Genomic DNA, 20,321 nt, shown 5'->3' with positions numbered 1-20,321 from the left:
ACCTCGACGCGGCTCACCCCGCGGTGCTGAGCCCACGCGGTGCCCGCGAGGACGTTGCGGCCGGCGTCCAGCCTGCGGCCGTCCTTCGGCCTGTCGATCCGCGATGCCGTCTTGATCGGCCCCTTCTCCGACCAGCCTCGCGACGACCAATAGGCATGCGCCTGGTCGAATCGTGTGACCTCCCAGTCGACCACCCATTTCGTCGCCGACACGTAGCCGTAGAGCCCGGGGATCACCTGCCGCACGGGATAGCCGTGCTCGACGGGAAGCGGCTCGTCGTTCATCCCCACCGCGAGAATGGCGTCGCGGCCGTCGACCAGCGCGGCGAGCGGGGTGCCGCACGTCCACCCGTCTGCCGAGGTCGACAGGAGCATGTCGGCGTCCGGGGAGACCCCGGCCTCGGCGAGCAGCTCGGCCATGGGGAAGCCGGTCCACTTCGCGTTCCCGGCGAGGCCGCCGCCGACCTCATTCGACACGCAGGTCAAGGTCACCACAGCCTCTTTCGCCGTGCGTCGCAGCAGCTCATCCCACGAGACCGTGATCTCGCGCTCGACCATCCCGTGGATCCGCAGCGACCAGTCCGCGGCCGTGACCGCCGGGACCCGCAGCGCCGTATCGATCCGATAGAACTCGTCGTTCGGGGTGAGGAACGGCGTCGCGCCTTCGAGGTTCGCGGCGACCTCGACACCCGCAGGGATCGGGCGCGCCGCGAGCTCCGGCCGCACCCCGGGGAGCGCGAAGGCCAGCCGCTCGGCGACGACGTCCCCCGCGCTCCTTGCCAGCGCGCCGCCGAGCGCGTAGGCGGTCGCGGCGAGCGCAGCCGCTCCGCCGAGCACACCGAGGAAGCGGCGCCGATCCGGCGACGCGGCGCCCGGTCGGTTTCCGGCCCCGGCGCCGGCCCCCTTGCGGGCCCTGGCTCCGGTCGGCTCGAGGAGCGCCACGCCCCAGCGAAGCACCGCAATGCCCGCGGCCCCGCCGAGCAGGGACGGGACGAGCCACACCCATGACGCCGGAGGCCGGGTCACTTCGGCGGCCGCGCCGACGAGAGCGAGGGCGCCGATGAGCACCGACCCCAGCGGGCGCCCCGGGCGCTCGGCGAGACCGCCACCCGCCGTCAGGACGACGAGTATTGCCCCCATGCCCGCGAACAGCGCCGCCTTGTCGGCGGTGCCGAAGGTACGAATCGCGAACTCGCGCATCGCCGTCGGCGAGAGGTCGACGACGGCATCGCCGACCGCGACCACCGGCGAGGCGTCCGGAGCGAGCCCGCCGGCGACGAGATGACCGACGGCGGCGACGATGGCTGCCGCGACGATCCCGAGCAGCGCGCGGAGGGCTCCGTCCCCGCGACCGCCCGCGCCCGGGGCTGCAAACGTGCCCTTCTCGGCCGCACCGCCGCCCGTCTCCTGCTCGACCAGCCGCTCGGCCATGTCCCGTTCCCTTCCGGTCGGTTCCGACCCGTGCGCTCCCGGGTCCCCGTACGGGATTCGGAGGCGCCGGGCGAGCGGATGGGACCCATCCGGGACGGCTCGGGCCCCGAAGCCCCGGGCGGAAGCAACCGGATTCTCACGACCCAGGAGGTCATCATGTCCCCGAACCGCACCATCCCCCGCACCTATTTCCGAGCCGGCGGCGCCGCTCTCACCGTGGCCGCCGCGCTCGCCCTCGCCGCCTGCTCGTCGGGGGACTCGGGAGGCTCGGACGCCTCGACCTCGATGAGCCCGCCGATGTCCTCGTCGATGTCGTCGGAAACGTCGTCCGACATGTCCGCCCCGATGTCCCAGCCGATGGGCGCGGGAATGTCCGCGGGAATGTCAGAGGACATGTCCGGGTCGATGGCCCCATCGATGGATCCCTCGTCGACCTGCTCCCCCGGCTCCGACAAGATGTCCGATTCGATGTCGGATCCCAAGCCCGATCCCGAGTCCAGCGACATGAAGGGCGATGCATCGGGCGATATGTCCGGCGCCATGAGCTCCCCGATGGCCATGCCCGAGTGCTGAGCCGCCCGAGGCGGCCGCCACGCCGGCTCAATCGAGCGCGACGGCCGCCATGGGCTCGCCCGTGGGAGCCGCGGCGGGTGGCCCGCTCATGGGTTCCTCCGTGATCATGACGTCGGAGGTCCCCGCCAGATCGACGATCGAGGCCACCACTGTCTTGCCGTCGGAGCCCATGGCCACGGCGCCCCCGGAGACCATGCTCCCGCCCTTCCGGCCGAACCACGAGGTGTATCGCATCCCGTCCTTCGGTGCGGGAAGACCGGAGAACTCGATTACCGCCTTATTCATGTCGTCCGAGCGCATGAGCTTCGCCATGCCATCCGGACCCGAGGGCATCTCCTCGACCGCCGCGTCCGACGCCGCCATGATCTCGGCGGCCATGGACGCCGGATCGCCCGGCGCGGCGGAGCTCGCGCCGCCGGGACCAGCGGGCGCCGACGAGCCTGCCGGGTTCCCGCCACCTCCGCCGGGTTCGGCCCCCTGCTCCCCGCCGTGCCCTGTGACGACCGCGATCCCGCCGCCGAGCGCGAGCGCCGCGGCCGCAGCGGCAATGGCCCCGCGGGCCCACCAGTTGCCCGAGCCATCGCCGCGCCGCTGCTGTCGCTGCCGGAACGCATCCGGGCCACCAGCTACCCCGGTCCCGGGTCGCCGCGCGACCCCGTCGAGCACGGCCGTGCGCAGCCCCTCCGGAGGTTCGGCGTCGATCCCCGCGCCCTCGACGAGCGCGGCGGCCGCGTCCCTGGCATCGGCGATGCGGCGCAGCGCGCGCTTCCGCTCGGGCCCCTCCGCAGCGTCGATCGTCGCCTCTACGCGGCGGTGTTCGTGCTCGTCGAGCGCATCGATCGCGTACAGCTCGAGCTCGCCGTCTTCCAGATCCCGCAGGTCTTCCCGCTCGTCACGTCCGGTACTCATGCGCCCACACCCCCGAGGCAGATCTTGAGATTGCGGAGTCCGTCCCTGATCCGGGATTTCACCGTGGGTAGCGCGGCGCCGACGTGCTCGGCGACCTGGCTATAGGTCCTGCCGTCGAAATAGGCGAGCTCGATCGCCTCGCGCTGCTTCCCGGTGAGCCCATCGATGCACTTGCGCACGTCGAGCGAGCGGCGCTCGGCGTCCACGGTGGACACGACCTCCTCGGCGACGTCGCGCTCGCCGTCACGGTGCATGGCTGCGTCGCGAAGGTCCCTGCGGCGCGCGGCGCTCTCGCTCCTGACCCGGTCGACGGCTCGCCGGTGCGCGATGGTGAGCATCCAGCCCAGGGCGCTGCCTTGGGAGCGATCGAAACCATCGGCCCGGTCCCAGATCTGCAGATACGTCTCCTGCACGATCTCCTCGGCGAACCCCGGATCGCCGACGATTCGGAGGACGAGGCCGTAGATCCGCCGCGAGGTGGCGTCGAAGAGCTCGGCGAATGCCGCCGGCTCTCCCCGCGCCGAGGCGGCGAGGAGGGCGTCGAGCCCGTCGGACCCATCCCCGCCGCCGGAGAGCACGAGGGAACCCCCTTCGCCCAGTGGCAGCCCCGATTGGCCGGGGTTACCCGGCGCACCTCCCGAACGCGGCCTTACCATGCACATCCCTTCCGTCGAGCGCGGAGGGCGCCCGCGCCCGAAACCCACCGCGCGAATCGCGGCACGGGGCGTCCCGCCCGACTATTCGGAGCGGCGAGCCGGGCGGATGGGCCCTATGGGCGAGAGATTAGTCCTCGAGGTCCGGGAATGCGGTCTGCTGGTAGCCGCCGCGCAGGGTTCCGTCGATGTATTCCTTGCGGGTCGCGCGCCGCGCGATCTTGCCCGAAGACGTGCGCGGGATCGAGCCCGCGGGCACGAGGAGGACGTCCTGTGCGTGCACTCCGTGGGCCTCGGAGATGCCCTTGCGCACGGCCTCCGCGATCGGTGCGGGATCGGCCTTGCCGGCGCCGGGGGCGCGCTCGGCGACGAGCACGAGCGTCTCCGAGCCGTCGTCGGCAGCGATCTCGCGGCCGTTGCGCGCCTCGGGCGGCAGCTGGTTCGCCGGCACCGAGAAAGCCGCGACGAAGTTCGGGCGCAGCGCCGCGGACTCGGCCTGCGCCGTGCCCTCGATGTCCTGCGGGTAGTGGTTGCGCCCGTCGACGATCACGAGATCCTTGACGCGGCCCGTGATGTAGAGCTCGCCCTCGTGGTAGACGCCGTAGTCGCCGGTGCGGAGCCAGCCGGCGTCCTCGGGAACGGTGCCGAACTCGCTCGAGGCGTGCGTGCCCTCGTCCAGGCGCGAGACGAGGCGGTTCGCGAACGTCTCGTGCGACTCCTCCGGGCGCTGCCAGTAGGCCTGGCCGATATTGGCACCGTGCAGCCAGATCTCGCCGACCCGGTCGTCGGGCAGCTCCGCGCCGGAGCCTGTGTGCACTCCGTCGTCATCCAGCTCGGGATCCACGATCACGGCCCACTGGGACGGCGCGATGTAGCCGCAGGCCACCTGCGGGATCGCGTCGGGGTTGCCCTCGGCTGCCTCGGGCGAGAGAACGGTGAACCGGCCGGCGCCAAGCTCGTGCCGGTCGACATCGACCACGAGCGGCGCATCGCCCTGGCGCGGGGACGAGACGAACAGCGTCGCCTCGGCCATGCCGTAGGACGGCTTGATGGCGGTGTCCCGCAGTCCGTACGGGGCGAACGCCTCCTGGAATGCGCGGATCGACGCGGGTGTGACCGGCTCGGAGCCGTTGATGATCGACGTGACGTTGGAGAGGTCGAGCTCCTCGCCCTCGGCCGGAAGACCACGCTTCGCGGCGTGCTCGAACGCGAAGTTCGGGGCCGCGGCGAACACTCCGTCGGACTCCGGGTAGGAGGCAAGCTCGCGCACCCAGCGGCCGGGGCGCTGGACGAACGCGCGCGGCGACATGATCGAGACGAACGCCCCGGCCATGGCCGGGAGGATGACGCACAGCAGGCCCATGTCGTGGAACAGGGGCAGCCACGTGACACCCGAGCACGAGGACGTGAGCCCGAGCCCCGCCATGAGCTGGAGGACGTTGGTGCACACGCCTCGGTGGGTGATCTCCACGCCGGCGGGCGTGCGGGTCGAGCCCGAGGTGTACTGCAGGTACGCAATGTCCGAGCCCGTGAGGTCCGGGCGCGTCCACGAGGTGCCGAGCTCGCTGGGGATGGCGTCCACCGCGACGATGCGCGGGCGTTCGCGGGCCGGGAGCTCGCGGAAGAACTGGCGCACACCCGCGGCGGACTCCGAGGCCGTGAGGATCACGGCCGGGCGGCAGTCGCCGAGCACGGCGTGGAGGCGGTCCTTGTGGCCCGGCTCGTCCGGATCGAAGAGCGGGACGGCGATGAGCCCCGCGTGCATCGCGGCAAAGAAGGAGACGACGTAGTCGAGGCCCTGCGGCGCGAGGATCGCGACGCGGTCGCCCGGCTTGGCTACCTGCTGGAGGCGCGCGGCAATCGCGTGGAGGCGCGCCCCGAATCCGGCCCACGAGAGATCGTGCTGCTCGCCCTTGCGGGACGAGGAGTAGTCGTTGAAGCGGAAGATGAGGGAGTCGGCGGCCGGATCCTCAAGTGCCCTGGACGCGTTGGCTTCCACGAAGTCCACGAGCGTGGCGCTTTCCGGCAGGGCGATGGCCCCTGAGCCGTCGAGGAACTCGTCGTATTCCACGTGCCTAGTACTCCATTCTTGTCGTCGTCCACGCGGCGGCCGCCGCGAATCACCCGCCCGCGTGCGGGCTCCCTCGCGCACGTGCCTCGCCGCGGGAGGGATCGACGTCGATCATCGCCGGGTCGGTGATCACTCATCGACTGTGCATGTACCGCCGGACTGACTGTCTCCGCCCGACGGACATTTATTACATCCGTTCATGATAAATGAGCTCCGCGCGCTTACGTCCAAGCAGACAACGGGGCCCGAATCTAAAGACTCTAGCGTGGAAAGTGTGGTCCCCACCATTCGTCGGCGTGCCCCGCGCGCCCCTCCCGGCCCATCACGAGTGCGCGATGTGCTCCGCGCCGTCGACGAGGCCTTGGATGTGCTCGCGCGTCCACTCGGTCGCCGTGCTCCCGGGGATCACGTCCGGGTTGGTGTCGTACTGCGCGTGGATGGCGTTGTTGTTGAGGAACTCGGTGAACCGCGCGGCCCCGTCGTTGACGGTGAGCGGCGCATTGCAGATGAGGTCCGGCTGCGCGCAGAGGGACTGTGTCTTGTCGGCGAGGTCGCCGAATCCTCCGGGCCGCGCGCCCGTCATGGTCGCGCCGGCGATGATCTGCGTGAGCCCCGAGGCCGGCTGCAGCGTGATCTCCATGCCCTGCCCGTCGCCCGGGACATTGCCGGGCCCCGGCGTGCCGAGGTCGCGACGGCCGTCGGCGATGAGGACCACGCCCGCGACCGAGTCCGCGGGGACCGGCCCGTTGCCCGTCCCGATCTCGTTGTCGAGGTCCCCGGCGATGACGGCGCCCTGCGAGAATCCCAGGAGGACGAAGCTCGTGTAGGGGCAGTGCTCGTGAGTCGCCGCGAGCTTGGCGCGGAGCTTGTCCTTGCCCTCTTCCCGCGAGGCGTCGTAGGTGACGTCCTGCGGCCGCTGCGGGTTCCGGAACTGCGCCGTGTAGGGAACGGTGTACGTCTCGAGCCGGGCGGAATCGTTGGCCTCCGCCAGCGGCCCCGTGACCTTGAGCAGCAGCGAGTTCGGGTTCGCCGAGGGATTGACCGGTTCGTCATTCGCCGCGGACTCCCACGTGCCCGGCACGGACAGCAGGCTGACATCGGGGCAGTCCGCCGGCTGAACTCGGCCTGCGCCGTCATCCGGTGCTGCCGTTCCCGTCCCGGGACCGGGCTCGGGACCCGTACCGGAGCCGCCCTGCCGGGAGAGGAACCAACCGATGCCGAGGACGAGCAGGACGACGGCGATGAGCACGCCGAGGACGAATCCGAATCCCCGGCCGCGGGGCTTCTGCGCCATGGCGTGGTTCCTTTCCGATGGTCTTCCGTGGACTCGGGAGCGCTCGCGAGGACCTGCGTGGGCTCACGAAGGGGCGCGAAGACTCCCGGTGCCGCGCGGCGCGGGTGACCGCTCGGGGCGGAGGCGAGAGAGTGCGTCGCGCGAATGCCCGATAGTAGAGGCCGCGGCTATGCCGGAGCTGAGGCGACCGTAAAAGCTCCCGGGCGGCGCTACGGGCAGAGCTGGGTCGACGAGGCGTCGATGATCTCCTGCGCCACCTGCTCCGGATTGCCCTTCGCGGCGCCAGCGGCGACGAGCTGCCCCGCCATCGCGTTGGCGAGGGTCGTGGTCTCGTCGGCCGCGCCGCCCGTGGTGCGGATCCGGCAGATGTTGTTCCCCGCCGCGACGAGCTCGAGCTGCAGGTTGTCGGGGGTGATCCCGTTATCCTTGAGAGAGTCGAGGTACGACTTCTCGCGCGCCCCGACCTCCGGGGTCTCGAGCCCCGGGGCATCGCTGGGTACGGGCTCGGGGGACTCGGGGAAGCCGCCGCCGTCGGGCGCCGCGGAGGCCGAGGTGCGCGAACCGGCGCTCGGCGGCGGCGCGAGGGTCGGGGACTCGGGGCTGCCGGAGACGGTGGAATCCCCCGAGCCGCAGCCCGCGAGGACCAGCGCCGCCACCGCCAACGCGCCGCCCGCCGTCATACGGGCAGAGTTCCGGAAGATGGGGCGGGGGAGGGTCATGACTTCTCAATCTTTCCGTTGATCAGTCGGATCGTTCCGTGCTCGAACTCGATCTCCTGCCCGCCGCCAGGGACGGAACGGACATCGGACTTCGGGTAGCCGAAGCGGCCGTTCTCGTAGCCGTCCTGGCCCCAGGCGTCGAAGATCTGGCCCGTGGGCACGATGTGCGCGCCCGTGGCCTCGGACCAGTAGATCGAGCCGTTCTCGAACTTCGTGAGCGCACCGCCGGAGAGCGGGATCTCCGAGGAGACCGGGTATCCGAGGTCGCTGTTCTCGTAGCCGGCGTCCTTGTACTTCGCGAGGATCGCGCCCTTGAGGAACTCGGGGTCGCCGTCGGCCGACTGGAACACCGTGCCGTTCTGGAAGCCCTGCGCGACCCCGTCCTTGTTGGGGTTCCGCACGGCGTCCGTGACAGGGTAGCCGAGCTCGCCGCCCTCGGAACCCTTGTCCTTCCACAGGTCGGCGATCTTTTCCGTGACGGCGTGCGCGCCCGTCTTCGGCGACCAGAAGATCGCGCCGTGCTGGAACGTGGTGAACCGGCCCACGCCGTCCTTGGTCCGCTGCTCCGAGGAGGTCGGCAGGCCGAGCTCGCCGGAGGGGCCGCCGTCCGCCTGGTACGCGGCGCCGATGGCGCCGACCACGGCGTTCGCGCCGGTCTCGGGAGACCAGAACACGCGGCCGTCGCGGAAGTCCTGGGCGCGGCCGCCCTGGACGTCGTACTCGCCCGTGAGGCAGTCGCCGAGCGCGGCGTTGCCGTCGCGCAGCGCCTTGATGTCGCCGACAGTCTCGCACTTCGGAGCCTCGGCATCGACGCCGAGCGCCGCGGCGGCCTGCGGCCACGCCTGGGTCATCTCGAACTGCCAGTACGGCCACGAGTGGGTGCCCGAGGGGCGGAACCGGCTGGTCACCTCGACGCCCTCCTTCTTCGCCGCGTCGACGAAGTTCTGCGAGGTCATCCTGGCGAGCAGCTCGAGGCCGTAGCCGGCGAAGTTGTCGGGGATCCCGGTGATCGGCGAGGGCTTGTCCCACGGGCCTGTGCTGCCCGAGCCCGCCGAGACGTACAGCGAGGTGCCCTTGAGGCGGTCGACGAGGAGCTTGGGATCGTGCTCACGCCACGTCTCGCCGCCGAGCGGGCCCCACATGTCCTCGGAGCGGTAGCCGCCCGCGTCGGTCTGCGCGGCCTTGATCGCCTCGGGCATGCCGTAGCTCGTGGTGTCGAGGTAACCGGAGAAGCTGCCCGCGAACTGGTACATCCCCTGCTTGCGCGCTGCGAGATCCATCGCGGCCGTGCCGCCCATCGACAGGCCGACCACGCCCGCGCGGTCGTTGAGCCGCCAGTCCTTCGCCACGAGCGGGGGGAGCTCGGAGGTCATGAACGTCTCCCACTGGTACGGCTCGCCGTCCTTCGCGGGGTTCTGCCAGTCCGTGTAGAAGCTCGACTCCCCGCCGACGGGGAGAACGACCACCGCGTCCTTGGAGTCGAAGAAGTTCTCGAGCTGGGTCTCCTTGGTCCAGCCGTTCTCCGTGTTTTCCGCGCGGAGCCCGTCGAGCATGTAGAGCGCCGGGTATGTCCGTTCCGGATCGGAGTTCCACGAGCGCGGCAGCAGGAGCTGCACCTGGATCGTGCGCTTCATCGCCGGGGACTGCACCCACAGCGCCACCTTGCGGTCGCTGAGCCAGTCGACGCGCTCGAGGCGGACGCCGCTGGGCACGTCTGAGTTCGCCGCGGGGCGCTGCGTCTGGCTCGAGGGCTGGGCGTCGGCCGCTGCCGTCTGCCCGGCCGTCGCGGCAGGCGCGGTTGACGGCGGAGCGCTCGTCGCCGAAGAGGAGGTGCTCGCTCCCTGGGCCTCTGCCTGGGGAGCCCCGTTGCCCGGCTGCCCGGTGGCCACGCCCACGGCGAGCGGGGCGGCGACGGCGATGGCGACGACGGGCACGAGGCGGAGCTGCTTGCGGTTCCAGGTCAACGAACCGCGACGGGGGGTGCCCGACTGCAACCCGGTTCGTGGGGAAGACCCGCGCTGTGCGGAAGCCTCGCGGCGCGATGAGTTCATATGTGCTGGCGCTTTCTCTTTCGACCCCGCGGCGCGGGCGGCGATGGACGTCGACTCTTCTTCGTGCGCGCGGCGACGTGTGCCGGCCGGAGCCCCGAGGAGCGACCGGCGCGGTGCGGCGACGTGCGCGGAAGGCCCGACGGCGGCCGCCCGTGAGTTCCCCGCTCACGGGATGCCCGACGAGAAAACCGGGGCCCTGTGCGTATCAATTTACGCCCAGGGCCCCGGTTTCCGTCCAGGCGACTCGCGCCCAGAGCAAAAAATCTTAAGTTGTGGTCGAGACTTTCGCGGCGGCGTTCACGCCGTTCCGGCCCCGACTCGATCCGCTCTGGATCTACATCGGCGAACGACCCTTGAGGACGTCGAGGATCTGCTGCTCGCGCGCCGTCTTGAGATCGTCGTTCCAGTACGGCCAGCCGTGGATGCCGGTCGTGCGGTAGTCGAACGTCGCCTGGTTCGGCGCCTGGTTGAGCGTGTTCTGGAACGCGATGGTCGAGCCGCGCGAGAGGCCCTCGAGGACGATGCCGTTGAAGGTGTTGAACACGGCCTGGAGGCTGTCCGGGTTGTCGTACTGACCCGGGATCGCGGAACCGGCGGTGAGGAACATCGGGATGTCGCGGAGACGGTCGGCCATGAGCAGCGGATCGTTGGCGCCCCAATCGGGTGAGCCCGGAGGGCCCCACATCGCGAACGGATCACACTTGCACTGGTCGAACATCGCCAGCGGGATCATCGAGTACATGCCGGGTGCCGTCGGGTTCATGTAACCCGAGAAGACCGAGACCTGCTTGAACTGGTTGCGGTGCTTCGCGGCGAGCGACGCCGCGGCCGAGCCGCCCATCGAGAGGCCGGCGATCGCGTTGTTCGTCGCGTCGACGTGGAAGCTCGAAGAGAGGTACCCGGGGAGCTCCGAGGTGAGGAAGGTCTCCCACTGGTAGTTGTACTGCTGGCCGTTGATGTCGACCGGGCGCTGCCAGTTGGAGTAGAACGACACCTGGCCGCCGACGGGCATGACCAGCGTGATGTTGTCGTTGATGAACGTGCGCTGCGCCTGCGCATCGTGCGTCCACGCGTTCCAGTCGTCGCGGGCGCGGAGGCCGTCGAGGAGGTAGAGGCTCGCGGTGGCGCTGTAGAGGCGGGCCGGCTGGACCTGGACCTTGATGTGGCGGTTCATCGAGGGCGACCAGACATCACAGAGCTGGACCCAGGACTGGACCCCGTCCCACACACAGCCCGGACGGAGGTTGCTGCGGTTGCCCTCGGGATCCTCGCCGCCGGGGGGCAGTGGAGCGCCCGCCTCGGGGTTGAGCCCCTGCTGCTGCGGGGCAATCTGGGAGTCCGCGCTCTGTGCGTATGCGGGGCCGGCGGCAGAGGCCACGCCGATCGCGGTGGCGATGGCGAGCGCACCGGCGGCGAGCTTGCGGCGCAGGCTGCTCGCGGAAGTCGCGGCGTTGGTCATCAAGTGCTCCTCAAAAGTGTTTCTTGCGTTCGGCTCTAGTACCGAATCCCCTCGGCGGACCTTGCGGCCCGAACGACTGCAGGACTGCGCCGCCTCCCTGATTCCGCAGGCCTTGCGGCACCCTCGGGAAAATTGCGCACTGTTACTGTCGCGCAAATTGGGACTAGCGTTACAGAACTATCCTGAATCGAGCTTAAAGCGTTATTAAGTTGATACCGAACCCGTTCGAACACTACCGGGGAATGGCATCCAGGTCCACTTCGGGGGGCATGGGGAGCCCGCAGCGCTGAACCTCGTACGCAGGGATCCTGTTGATCCGGTATTCCGCAAAGGCGAAGGCGTTCTTGAGATTGGCCTTCCGCCGCTCGGGTGTCAACGGATCCATATACGACTTGCGCAGCTCGACCGTCGCCGGACACGTGAGCGCCACCTTCGCCTGCTCGTACCAGTCGGGATCGGCCCACTCCGGGAGGTTGTGGAGATTCTCGATCAGCCCCGAATCGGCGAGGAACCAGTCGAGCGGGAGGTACTTGTCGTGGCCGATCCGGCCGTCGACCATGCGATCCGTGTGCGCCGCTAGCGGGTTCGAGAGCCCGACGGTATCGAGCACCCGGACGTCGAGCGGGAGATTCATGCTGGTCATGCCGAGGTTGAGGAACACCACTGTCTTCTGTGGGTCCTCGGGCGTCTCGAAGGGCTGCAGACCGGGCAGCGGGTGATCGAGCGCGACGACGTCCCAGCGGTCCTGCGCGCCGCCTACGGGTAGGAACACCGCGCCGGTCTGGTTGTCGCGCACCTGCTGCACCAGCTCGCGCATGCGCGGGAAGTCGAGGTAGTCGCGTGCGAGCAGCGGGTTCTTGTGCCCGGTGCGCTGAAGGTAGAAGGCACGCTCGTCGACGATCCCGTCAGAGGTGATCGACTCGGGCTTCTCCGGGAAGGCCTGGTTTGAGAAGGTCACCGCGAGGGCCCAGCCGGCGACGACGAGCCAGCACACCGCGAGCACGGGGGCGAGGATCCGGAGGCGACGGATCTCGGCGGGGTCGGCGGACTCGCCGGGGTCGCCCCCAGTGCGTACGGCCGCCGCGCGCACCGGGATGGGCAGCACCGCGATGGGCAGGAGGAGCGTGAAGAGCGGCGGGAGCAGCACGCGGCCGTGCATGAAATCGCCGCCAACGCGGACCGAATACACCGCGAGCACCAGGCCGACGATCACGAACAGTGCCGTGACAGCCGACGTGGAGCGGAGCGGCGGGACGAGCCCCCGGAGGCCCTCGCCCTCCCGGCCGACCTCACGGTCGCCAACCGCCCGGCTCTCCCCCGCCTCTGACGACGAAGCCCCTGCGCCACCGACACGGCTGCGGAGCGCGTAGGCCGCGGCGGCGATCGCCACGATCCCCACCACCGCGGGAAGCACGAGCACGTACGGCTGGGCGAGATCGCCGAGGTACGAGAGCCCCTGCCCCCACTTCGATCCGCCGGCATCCTTCGCCACGGCGGTATTGGGGTAAGGCAGGCCGTAGTAGCTCATCCGCCACACCTGGTACACCACCGGGATCGCGCCGGCGAGGACCACGAGCCACACGCGATGCAGTATCGACTGGCGCGAGAAGAACACGAGGGCGAGGAGCGCGGCGGCGACGATCGCCATCTCCGGCCGGACCAGCGGGCCCAACCCGGCGACCACGGCGAGCACGACGGTTCCGCCCCCGGGGAAGCCGAGCGCGAACTCGCTGTGCGGGGCGCGAGCCCACCGCTGGGCGAGGAACCAGCACAGGGCGATCCAGGCGATCACAAGGCCGGTCTCGAGGCCCGAGGTGGCGAAGTCCTTCGCGGGAGGAAGGACGATGTAGACCAGCGTCCCGAAGGGCAGCATGAGCACGCCCGCCGTCATCCGCCCGTGGAGACGGCCGGGATTGCGGAGCGTGCCCGCCCACATGATCCGCGCGCCCCACATGGCGAAGACGATCGCGAGCAGGGAGGTCGACAACGCTGCGATGAGCGCGACGATCTCGATCTGCGGCAGCTGCATCACGCGCTGCATCGCGTAGATGAGGAAGGTCCACAACGTCGAGGTGTTCGCTTCGACGCGCTCGCCCGCGTTGAACACCGGGCCGTTGCCGGCGAGCATGTTGCGCACCGTGCGGAGCACGATGAGCCCGTCGTCTGCGATCCAGCGGCGCTCCCACGCCCCGGCGAAGAACAACGCCGCCGTGACCGCGACGGACAGCCAGAACACCAGGGGAGCCCAGCGCGCACGCGCGAAGGCCGCGAGCCCGGCGCTCGGCGTGGCCGGCCGGCTCGGCGGTGCGGTGGCTGTGGTGTCTGCGGAGGTCTTCTCCCCCGCGAGGGCGCTGCTCACTATCGGTGTTCTCTTCTGTGCTGCGACGCCCGGCCTTGCGGCCCTGGAGGGCGTCGGGCCGGACCTAGTTGAGGGCGGGGATGAGGTAAAGGCCGATCGCGGCGATGATCACCCAGGCGACCGCGAGGACCTGGAGCACGCGGTCCCCGAATGCGATCTTCTCGGGCTCGCCGGCCGAACCGGTGTCGACGTCGACCGCGTAGCGGAGGATCGCGACCGTGAAGGGGACGATGGAGATCTGCAGCCAGATCGCGGCATCGGGATAGTTCGGATCGCCGCCGCGGTCGTACGCCCACAGCGCGTAGCAGAGCACGAGCACCGTGGCCGAGAGCGTCCACACGAAACGCAGGTAAGTTGCGGTATAGCCCTCGAGCGCCTTACGGATCTTCGCGCCGGTCTTCATGTGATACCTCATCTCGGCGTAGCGCTTGCCCGCGGCCATGTAGAGCGAGCCGAACGCCATGACCAGTAGGAACCACTGGGAGATGTGCACCTCGGCGGCAGCGCCGCCCGCGATGGCGCGGAGGAGGAAGCCCGAGGAGACGAAGCAGATGTCGAGCACCGGCTGGTGCTTGAGCCCGAAGCAGTAGAGGAGCTGCAGGACGATGTACACCGCCGCGACGATCGCCAGCGAATACGAGGCGAAGAGCACGGAGATGACGATCGCGGCGATGATGAGCACCGCGGCCATGGTGTAGGCCACGGGCACCGGCAGGACGCCGGCGGCGATCGGCCGGAAGCGCTTGGTGGGGTGCTGGCGGTCGGCCTCGACGTCCATCGCGTCGTTGATGAGGTAGATCGACGACGCCGCCATGCAGAACACGACGAAGGCGATGGCCACCTTGAGCAACACATCGGGATCGGTGAGCATCTCGGTGCCCGCCGCGGCGGGCGCGGCGATAACGAGGACGTTCTTGACCCACTGCTTCGGTCGCAGCGCCTTGATCATGCCGTCGAGGAGGTTCTTCGGCGGCGCGCCCTCCCCCTCGGACTCCGCCGCGTCCTCGCGCTCGTTCGCCGTGTGCGGCTCGGAGCCCCAGACGTACTCGGTGTGGTGGAGGTCGTCGGCCTCGGTCTGCATGCCGCGGCTGCGGGCCTGCTCGTCTTCGGCGCGCTGTGCGCTCTCGTTCTCGCTCATCGCGGTCCCCTATCGGTCACCAAAGCTGCGGGGAGGAGGCCCATGGCCCCCGCCCGGGAAAGGAATTCGGGCGCAAGACGCCGCGAGGCCACGGCGCTCGCCGCTCCGAGTGCGGCCCCGCCCATGACGTCGGACGGGTAGTGCACCCCGAGCGTGAGCCGGCTCGCCAGCATCGCGGGAATGAGTGTCGCCGGGATGAGGACCTTCGCGCGCGGGTTCCCCGTCGCCTCGCCCGCCAGCAGGGCGAACGCCGTCGTCGACGTCGCGTGGGAACTCGGGAAGCTCATCTTCGACGGAGTTCCAACGCCGACCCGGATCGCCGGGTGGTGGGGCCGCTTGCGGCGGACGATGCGCTTGACCACCACCGAGGCCGCGTGGGCCCCGAAGGCGCCGGCGCCCGCCGTCACCCATGCGGTGCGCCGCTCCGGCTGGAGCCAGGCCCCGAACGCGGAGAGGGCGACCCAGCCGATCGCGTGCTCGCCGGTATGCGAGAGCGCGGTGGCGATGCCCATCGAGCCAGGCACGGCGCGCAGCACGTTCTGCAGCTCCGCGAGGAGGGCGGCCTCGCCGGTCGGGGGCCCCGCGGCGGGAGCTCTGCCGGCGGTGCCGGCCGAGCCGGCGGCGTCGGCACCGCCGGTGCCGGCACTACCGACGTGCTCATCAGGCGTCGAAGACACGGCTCCAGGCCTCCTTGGAAACGAGTTCGGGGTGGGCGGCGCGGTAGCGGCGCCGGAGCTCCGGGAACCGGCGGTTCAGTTCGCGGTGCATCCGCAGCGTTTCGCGGACGAGCTCGGCGGCCTTGGCGCGGTCGCGCTGGCGGAAGTAGACGCCGCGCCCGTCGGCGGCCGTGACGGTCGCTCCGTCGACCCGAGAGAGGCAGTACCAGCGCGCGTCGATCGGCGGGATATTGATCTGCGGGACCTCGTGATTGTGCGGATCCGCCTTGCGCATGTTGTGGGCGATGCCCTTGAGCAGCGCCTTCGCCTTCGCCGGCGCGCTCTTCGGCTGGTCGGTGACACCGGGTGCGCCCGAGGCCGGCGGGAGCTCGGTGGCCGAGCGGAGCTGCACAGCGTCCGGGTATTCCTTGCGCAGCGCCTGGATCTTGGGGAGCGCGGCCGGGAGCATCTCCTCGAGCGCCTCGGGGCCGCGGAGGAAGTCGCGGATCGCCTCGGCCTGGATACGCACGGTGGAGTACTCGAGGCAGGTCATGTGCTTGAACAGCGATTTGTAGAGCGTTTTGATGATCGCCTTGATGTCGCCGTCGTAGTACAGGGCGGTGACCACGAGCCGGTTGCGCAGGTGGAAGTAGGCCTGCCAGTCGATTGCATCGTCCTTGTCGGACCAGGCCATGTGCCAGATCGCGATCGAGGGCCACGAGGCCGTGGGGAAACCGGCCGCTCCGGCGCGGAGGCCGTACTCGCTGTCGTCCCACTTGATGAACAGCGGGAGCGGCTGCCCGACGGTGTCGGCGACGACGCGCGGGATGAGGCACATCCACCAACCGTTGTAGTCGACGTCGATGCGGCGGTGGAGATCTCGTGAGTGCAGGTAGTTGTTCGGCGTCTTCTCCTTCTCCGCGCCCTCGGGGAGGCTCTCGCCGCGGTCGCGGAGCGGGTGATTGAAGAAATCGTGGTCGTAGTGCGAGTTCGGCGCGTTCTTCCAGATGAAGTCCGAGCGGTCGACGATTTCGCCCATCGTGTGCAGGTGGCTGCGCTCCTGCAGGTTGAGCATCTGCCCGCCGATGAGCATCGGCTGCGCCGAGTATCGCGCCGCGGCGAGCGCCCGGAGGATCGAATCGGGCTCGATGACGATGTCGTCGTCCATGTAGAGGATGTACGGGCTGTCCGTGCCGCGCTCGGCGTGGCGGGCCTCGTACATGATCCGCGAGTATCCACCGGAGCCACCGAGGTTGCCCTGCTGCACGATGCGCAGGCGCTCGCCGAAGTGCGCCTCGACCTCGGGGAAGTCCGACTCGTCCGCGGGGTGCTTATCGCCCTGATCGGGCATGATCACCGCGTCGATCACGCTGTCGACCTCCGGGTCCGAGGCCAGCGCATGGAGCGCCGCGACCGCGTCGACCGGGCGGTTGAAGGTGGGGATGCCGACGGTGAGCCGCGGTACCGCGGCGGGGAGGACGTCTCCGCGCTCGAACTCGCGGCTCTCGCCGGTCACCGGGTTGTCGAGGCGGGCATGGGGACTGCGGATCTCCTGCGGGCCGGCGTCGACGGTCGCGTACCAGCCGGCCGAGTGGATCTCGGTGTCCGATTCGCAGGAGATGTCGAACCAAATCCAGCCGCCGTCCTCGAACGGGGCGAGCGAGACGACGAACTCGAGGACCGAACGGCCCTCGCCATCCGGATCGGTGGTCTCACCCGTGACCGCGATGCGCGCACCGTCGATCTTCGAGCGGTACACGTCCACTCGGGCGTCGCCGGTGAGCTCGATGCGCAGCAGCACCTCTTCGAGCTGTGACCAGCGGCGCCAGTACGAGGCGGGCAGAGCGTTGAAGTAGGTCTCGAAGCTGATCTCGGTGCGCGCGGGGATGCGGGCGCTCGTACGGCCCAGCGCGGCCACGCGGTCGGGCGCCGCCGGGTTCTCCACCATGTAGAGCGAGCGCACGTCCGAGGGTTCTCCGCGCTTCGGGAAGATGACCCGGGCGAGGCGACGCGGATCGAATTCCGCGCCCTCCGGGCTGCTTCCCTTGGAGCTAGTCGATGCGCTCATCACCGTCTTCGCCGACCTCCGTGAATTCCTTGTCTCGTCCGGGATCACCCGGACCGTCTCCGAGATTGACCGAATACCGACTTCCGATTTCCGATCACCGGTTTTCGATTATCGCCTACTCCGGCGCCGCGGCGCGACGCCGACCGTTGCCCGCTATCCGCCGAGCAGCGGGGCGAGCTTGTTGTCGAACATGCTCAGCGCCGAACCGATCGCCATGTGCATGTCGAGGTACTGGTACGTGCCGAGGCGACCACCGAAGAGGACCTTGGCGTTCTCCGTCTCGGCGTCGGCGAGCTCGCGGTAGCGCTCGAGCATCGCGCGGTCGTCCGGGGTGTTGATGGGATAGTACGGCTCGTCGGAGTCCTCGGCGAAACGCGAGAACTCGCGCATGATCACCGTCTTGTCCTTCGGGTATTCCTTGCGCTCCGGGTGGAAGTGGCGGAACTCGTGGATGCGGGTAAAGGGGAACTCGGCGTCGTTGTAGTTCATCACCGGGGTGCCCTGGAAGTCGCCCGTGGGCAGTACCTCGGTCTCGAAGTCGAGGGTGCGCCAGCCGAGCTTGCCCTCCGAGTAGTCGAAGTAGCGGTCGAGCGGGCCGGTGTAGACCACGGGCGCGTCCGGGCTCGCGGCGCGGACGGCGTCGCGCACCTCGAACCAATCGGTGTCGAGCACCACGTCGATCTTCTCGTCGGCCGCCATGTTCTCGAGCCACTTGGTGTAGCCCTCGACGGGCAGGCCCTCGTGGGTGTCGTTGAAGTAGCGGTTGTCGAAGGTGTAGCGGACGGGGAGGCGCGTGATGTTCGCGGCGGGCAGGTTCTTCGGGTCCGTCTGCCACTGCTTCGCGGTGTAGTCGCGGACGAACGCCTCGTACAGCGGCCGGCCGATGAGCGAGATTGCCTTCTCCTCGAGGTTCGACGCGTCCTCGGTGGCGATCTCGGAGGACTGCTCGGCGATGAGCGCCTTGGCCTCGTCCGGCGAGTAGTAGCGGCCGAAGAACTGGTTGACCAAGCCGAGCCCCATGGGGAACTGGTAGGCGGTGCCCTTGTGCATCGCGAAGACGCGGTGCTGGTAGCCCGTGAACTCGGTGAACCGGTTGACGTATTCCCACACGCGCTCGTTCGATGTGTGGAAAAGGTGCGCTCCGTACTTGTGGATCTCGATGCCCGTTTCGGGCTCGGGCTCCGAGTACGCGTTGCCGCCGATGTGCGGGCGGCGCTCGAGCACGAGCACTCGCTTACCGAGCTCCGATGCCGCGCGCTCCGCGACCGTGAGGCCGAAGAATCCCGATCCGACGACCACCAGGTCGTACTTGCCCCACTCGCGATCGCTCACCATATCCGGCCCGTCCTCCTGCTGCTTCTGCACATTCTTCTCGTCTCCTTGCACCTCTCGCGCCGGCTGGCCGCGCGAGTGGCGACCCCAGCCTAATGGGCGCCCCCGGCAATGCCGGACGACACTCCCGCGCGCCCCCTGCGCGCCGCAGACACCACACCGGCGTGGGGGGTGCGGCCCGTTTCGGGAATCCTTTCCCTATATCCACCCCTGACGGCGGAGGCCGCGTCCCCGTGGCCATCTCGGCCCGTAGGCGCTGGTAGGGCAAACATCCCTTATTTCACATTCATAACTTTGGCAACTCTTACATCTTTGTAACTCATGAATCCCACTAGTTAGTTCTTGGCACAACCGACTTTTTGTACAACAATGGTCCCGTCAACAACAGACGGCGCGTATCCGTTCGTGTCGGAAAACCGCCAGAAGCCTTGGAGTGACCTTGCGTAAACGCCGCCCCCAGTTCCGCCGCGGTGGCACGCGTGCCACCACACCGCTCGCCCTGTCCACCTCGTCCATCGGCGTCGTCGCGGTCCTCGCGGTGGCGACCGCGACCCCGCTGGCGGCACTCGGCATCGCGTCGGTGGCGGATCAGGCTCCGGCGGAATCGGCTGGTAGCTCGGCGCAGTCCACCGGCTCGCAGAGCGTCTCTCTCGCGGGAGCCCCGGTCGCCCAGGGCGTGCCCCAGGACGTCGCGGGCGGCGACGGCAACAACGTCCGCGAGATCTCCTCGGAGACCCCGTTTTCGATGATCGGTGTCACGTGGACCGGCGACCACAACGCCTCCGCGAAGATCCGCGCGCAGCAGCCCGATGGCAGCTGGGGTGAGTGGTTCGACGCCGACAACACCGCGGACGATCTCGACGCTGGCCAGTCCTCCACCGGCAAGGGCGGAACGGAGCCCGTCTTCCTCGGCGTCCAGACCAACAAGGTCCAGGTCGCGCTCACGGGAGTCGAGCTCGGCGAGACCTCCATCGGCGATGCGCCGGACGCGCTCACGCCGGCGCCCGAGACCTCTACGCCGGCTCCCGGCACCGAGGGCGACGTCTCGGAGACCGAGAAGCAGAAGGGCGACGCAACTGCCGCCTCGACCTCGGCGACCGCGAAGCCGGCCGCCGGGCAGGGCTCGAATCCGGGCGACGACCTGGCACAGGCCCTCGGCGAAGCGATCGAGGGGAAGCAGGGGAACTCCGACGTCAGCAAGCCGGTAGAGGATGGCGCGAACGTCGCCCCCATGGCCGACACGAGCGATGTGGGCGCGCAGAAGGGCGCAGCGGCACAAGGCGGCGGCGGCGCCGACGTGCAGGCCGTCCTTCTCTCCCCCGACCTCTCCGCGCCGGCGCCCGAGCCGGATCTCGAGACCGGTGAGTACGGGGACGTGGCGAAGCCGAAGCAGCCGACGATCATCTCGCGCAAGGGCTGGGGCGCCGACGAATCGATCCGCTGCCAGTCGCCGGACATCGACGATTCGCTCGCCGCCGGCGTGGTCCACCACACCGCCGGCTCGAACAACTATTCGAAGTCGGAATCGGCGGGCGTCGTGCGCGGCACCTACGCCTACCACGCGCAGAACCTCGGCTGGTGCGACATCGGCTACAACGTGCTGGTCGAC

General features: G+C 69.6%; 14 protein-coding genes and 1 pseudogene. 2 read left to right on the top strand and 13 right to left on the bottom strand.

All coding sequences use genetic code 11. The annotated features are described in order from the left end of the window. Positions 1 to 1,430, bottom strand: a 1,430-nt coding sequence (locus V7E05_RS06570; protein WP_333618871.1) for a molybdopterin-dependent oxidoreductase, incomplete at its 3' end; no start/stop codon positions are given. A 78-nt stretch (positions 1,431 to 1,508) separates the two neighbouring features. Between V7E05_RS06570 and V7E05_RS06565 the strand changes: the two genes are divergently transcribed. Continuing rightward, a complete protein-coding gene (locus V7E05_RS06565) occupies positions 1,509 to 2,003 on the top strand; it encodes a hypothetical protein (protein ID WP_333618870.1) in 495 nt (164 codons plus the stop codon). A gap of 27 nt (positions 2,004 to 2,030) precedes the next feature. Here V7E05_RS06565 and V7E05_RS06560 read toward each other — a convergent pair whose 3' ends face one another. The 12 genes from V7E05_RS06560 to glf form a co-directional block, all read right to left on the bottom strand. Further along, the gene (locus tag V7E05_RS06560) at positions 2,031 to 2,912 is read right to left on the bottom strand and encodes an anti-sigma factor (protein WP_333618869.1); all 882 of its coding nucleotides are present in this window, start codon (positions 2,910 to 2,912) and stop codon (positions 2,031 to 2,033) included. Beyond that, the gene (gene sigK / locus V7E05_RS06555; RefSeq protein ID WP_333618868.1) at positions 2,909 to 3,568 is read right to left on the bottom strand and encodes an ECF RNA polymerase sigma factor SigK; all 660 of its coding nucleotides are present in this window, start codon (positions 3,566 to 3,568) and stop codon (positions 2,909 to 2,911) included. The genes V7E05_RS06560 and sigK overlap by 4 nt, the downstream gene beginning before the upstream one ends. A 127-nt stretch (positions 3,569 to 3,695) precedes the next feature. Further along, entirely contained in the window at positions 3,696 to 5,636 is a 1,941-nt protein-coding gene (gene fadD32, locus V7E05_RS06550; RefSeq protein ID WP_333618867.1) for a long-chain-fatty-acid--AMP ligase FadD32, read from the bottom strand. A 322-nt stretch (positions 5,637 to 5,958) separates the two neighbouring features. Further along, complete coding sequence (locus V7E05_RS06545; RefSeq protein WP_333618866.1) at positions 5,959 to 6,930, bottom strand: cutinase family protein; 972 nt, start codon at positions 6,928 to 6,930, stop codon at positions 5,959 to 5,961. A 209-nt stretch (positions 6,931 to 7,139) separates the two neighbouring features. Beyond that, positions 7,140 to 7,649: a hypothetical protein gene (locus V7E05_RS06540; protein WP_333618865.1), complete on the bottom strand. Its 510-nt coding sequence runs from the start codon at positions 7,647 to 7,649 to the stop codon at positions 7,140 to 7,142. Beyond that, positions 7,646 to 9,613, bottom strand: coding sequence for an alpha/beta hydrolase-fold protein (locus V7E05_RS06535; RefSeq protein ID WP_333618864.1), 1,968 nt, complete (start codon positions 9,611 to 9,613; stop codon positions 7,646 to 7,648). Before V7E05_RS06535 ends, V7E05_RS06540 begins: the two co-directional genes overlap by 4 nt. Before the next feature lie 421 nt (positions 9,614 to 10,034). Then, the gene (locus V7E05_RS06530) at positions 10,035 to 11,159 is read right to left on the bottom strand and encodes an alpha/beta hydrolase (RefSeq protein ID WP_333618863.1); all 1,125 of its coding nucleotides are present in this window, start codon (positions 11,157 to 11,159) and stop codon (positions 10,035 to 10,037) included. A gap of 232 nt (positions 11,160 to 11,391) precedes the next feature. Continuing rightward, complete coding sequence (gene zomB, locus V7E05_RS06525) at positions 11,392 to 13,518, bottom strand: flagellar motor control protein ZomB (protein ID WP_333618862.1); 2,127 nt, start codon at positions 13,516 to 13,518, stop codon at positions 11,392 to 11,394. Between the two features lie 64 nt (positions 13,519 to 13,582). Further along, positions 13,583 to 14,599, bottom strand: a complete 1,017-nt coding sequence (locus V7E05_RS06520) for a decaprenyl-phosphate phosphoribosyltransferase (protein WP_333618878.1) — start codon at positions 14,597 to 14,599, stop codon at positions 13,583 to 13,585. A gap of 53 nt (positions 14,600 to 14,652) precedes the next feature. After that, positions 14,653 to 15,333, bottom strand: a complete 681-nt coding sequence (locus V7E05_RS06515) for a phosphatase PAP2 family protein (RefSeq protein WP_333618861.1) — start codon at positions 15,331 to 15,333, stop codon at positions 14,653 to 14,655. Then, entirely contained in the window at positions 15,317 to 17,380 is a 2,064-nt protein-coding gene (locus tag V7E05_RS06510; protein WP_333618860.1) for a glycosyltransferase, read from the bottom strand. Before V7E05_RS06510 ends, V7E05_RS06515 begins: the two co-directional genes overlap by 17 nt. A 153-nt stretch (positions 17,381 to 17,533) precedes the next feature. Beyond that, the gene (gene glf, locus V7E05_RS06505) at positions 17,534 to 18,715 is read right to left on the bottom strand and encodes a UDP-galactopyranose mutase (RefSeq protein WP_333618877.1); all 1,182 of its coding nucleotides are present in this window, start codon (positions 18,713 to 18,715) and stop codon (positions 17,534 to 17,536) included. A gap of 436 nt (positions 18,716 to 19,151) precedes the next feature. On the opposite strand from glf, the pseudogene V7E05_RS06500 reads away from it, so the two are divergent. Continuing rightward, positions 19,152 to 20,321 (top strand): annotated as a pseudogene (locus V7E05_RS06500) (hypothetical protein); the annotation flags it as partial.

Source organism: Dietzia sp., assembly GCF_036741115.1.
GTDB lineage: Bacteria > Actinomycetota > Actinomycetes > Mycobacteriales > Mycobacteriaceae > Dietzia.
This window is presented reverse-complemented; position numbering and strand designations above follow the sequence as displayed.

Coding starts and splice junctions, on each gene's coding strand:
- V7E05_RS06565 (WP_333618870.1), top strand. CDS start 1,509: ATGGGACCCATCCGGGACGGCTCGGGCCCCGAAGCCCCGGGCGGAAGC.
- V7E05_RS06560 (WP_333618869.1), bottom strand. CDS start 2,912: ATGAGTACCGGACGTGACGAGCGGGAAGACCTGCGGGATCTGGAAGAC.
- sigK (WP_333618868.1), bottom strand. CDS start 3,568: ATGGTAAGGCCGCGTTCGGGAGGTGCGCCGGGTAACCCCGGCCAATCG.
- V7E05_RS06545 (WP_333618866.1), bottom strand. CDS start 6,930: ATGGCGCAGAAGCCCCGCGGCCGGGGATTCGGATTCGTCCTCGGCGTG.
- V7E05_RS06540 (WP_333618865.1), bottom strand. CDS start 7,649: ATGACCCTCCCCCGCCCCATCTTCCGGAACTCTGCCCGTATGACGGCG.
- V7E05_RS06530 (WP_333618863.1), bottom strand. CDS start 11,159: ATGACCAACGCCGCGACTTCCGCGAGCAGCCTGCGCCGCAAGCTCGCC.
- V7E05_RS06520 (WP_333618878.1), bottom strand. CDS start 14,599: ATGCAGACCGAGGCCGACGACCTCCACCACACCGAGTACGTCTGGGGC.
- V7E05_RS06510 (WP_333618860.1), bottom strand. CDS start 17,380: ATGAGCGCATCGACTAGCTCCAAGGGAAGCAGCCCGGAGGGCGCGGAA.
- glf (WP_333618877.1), bottom strand. CDS start 18,715: ATGGTGAGCGATCGCGAGTGGGGCAAGTACGACCTGGTGGTCGTCGGA.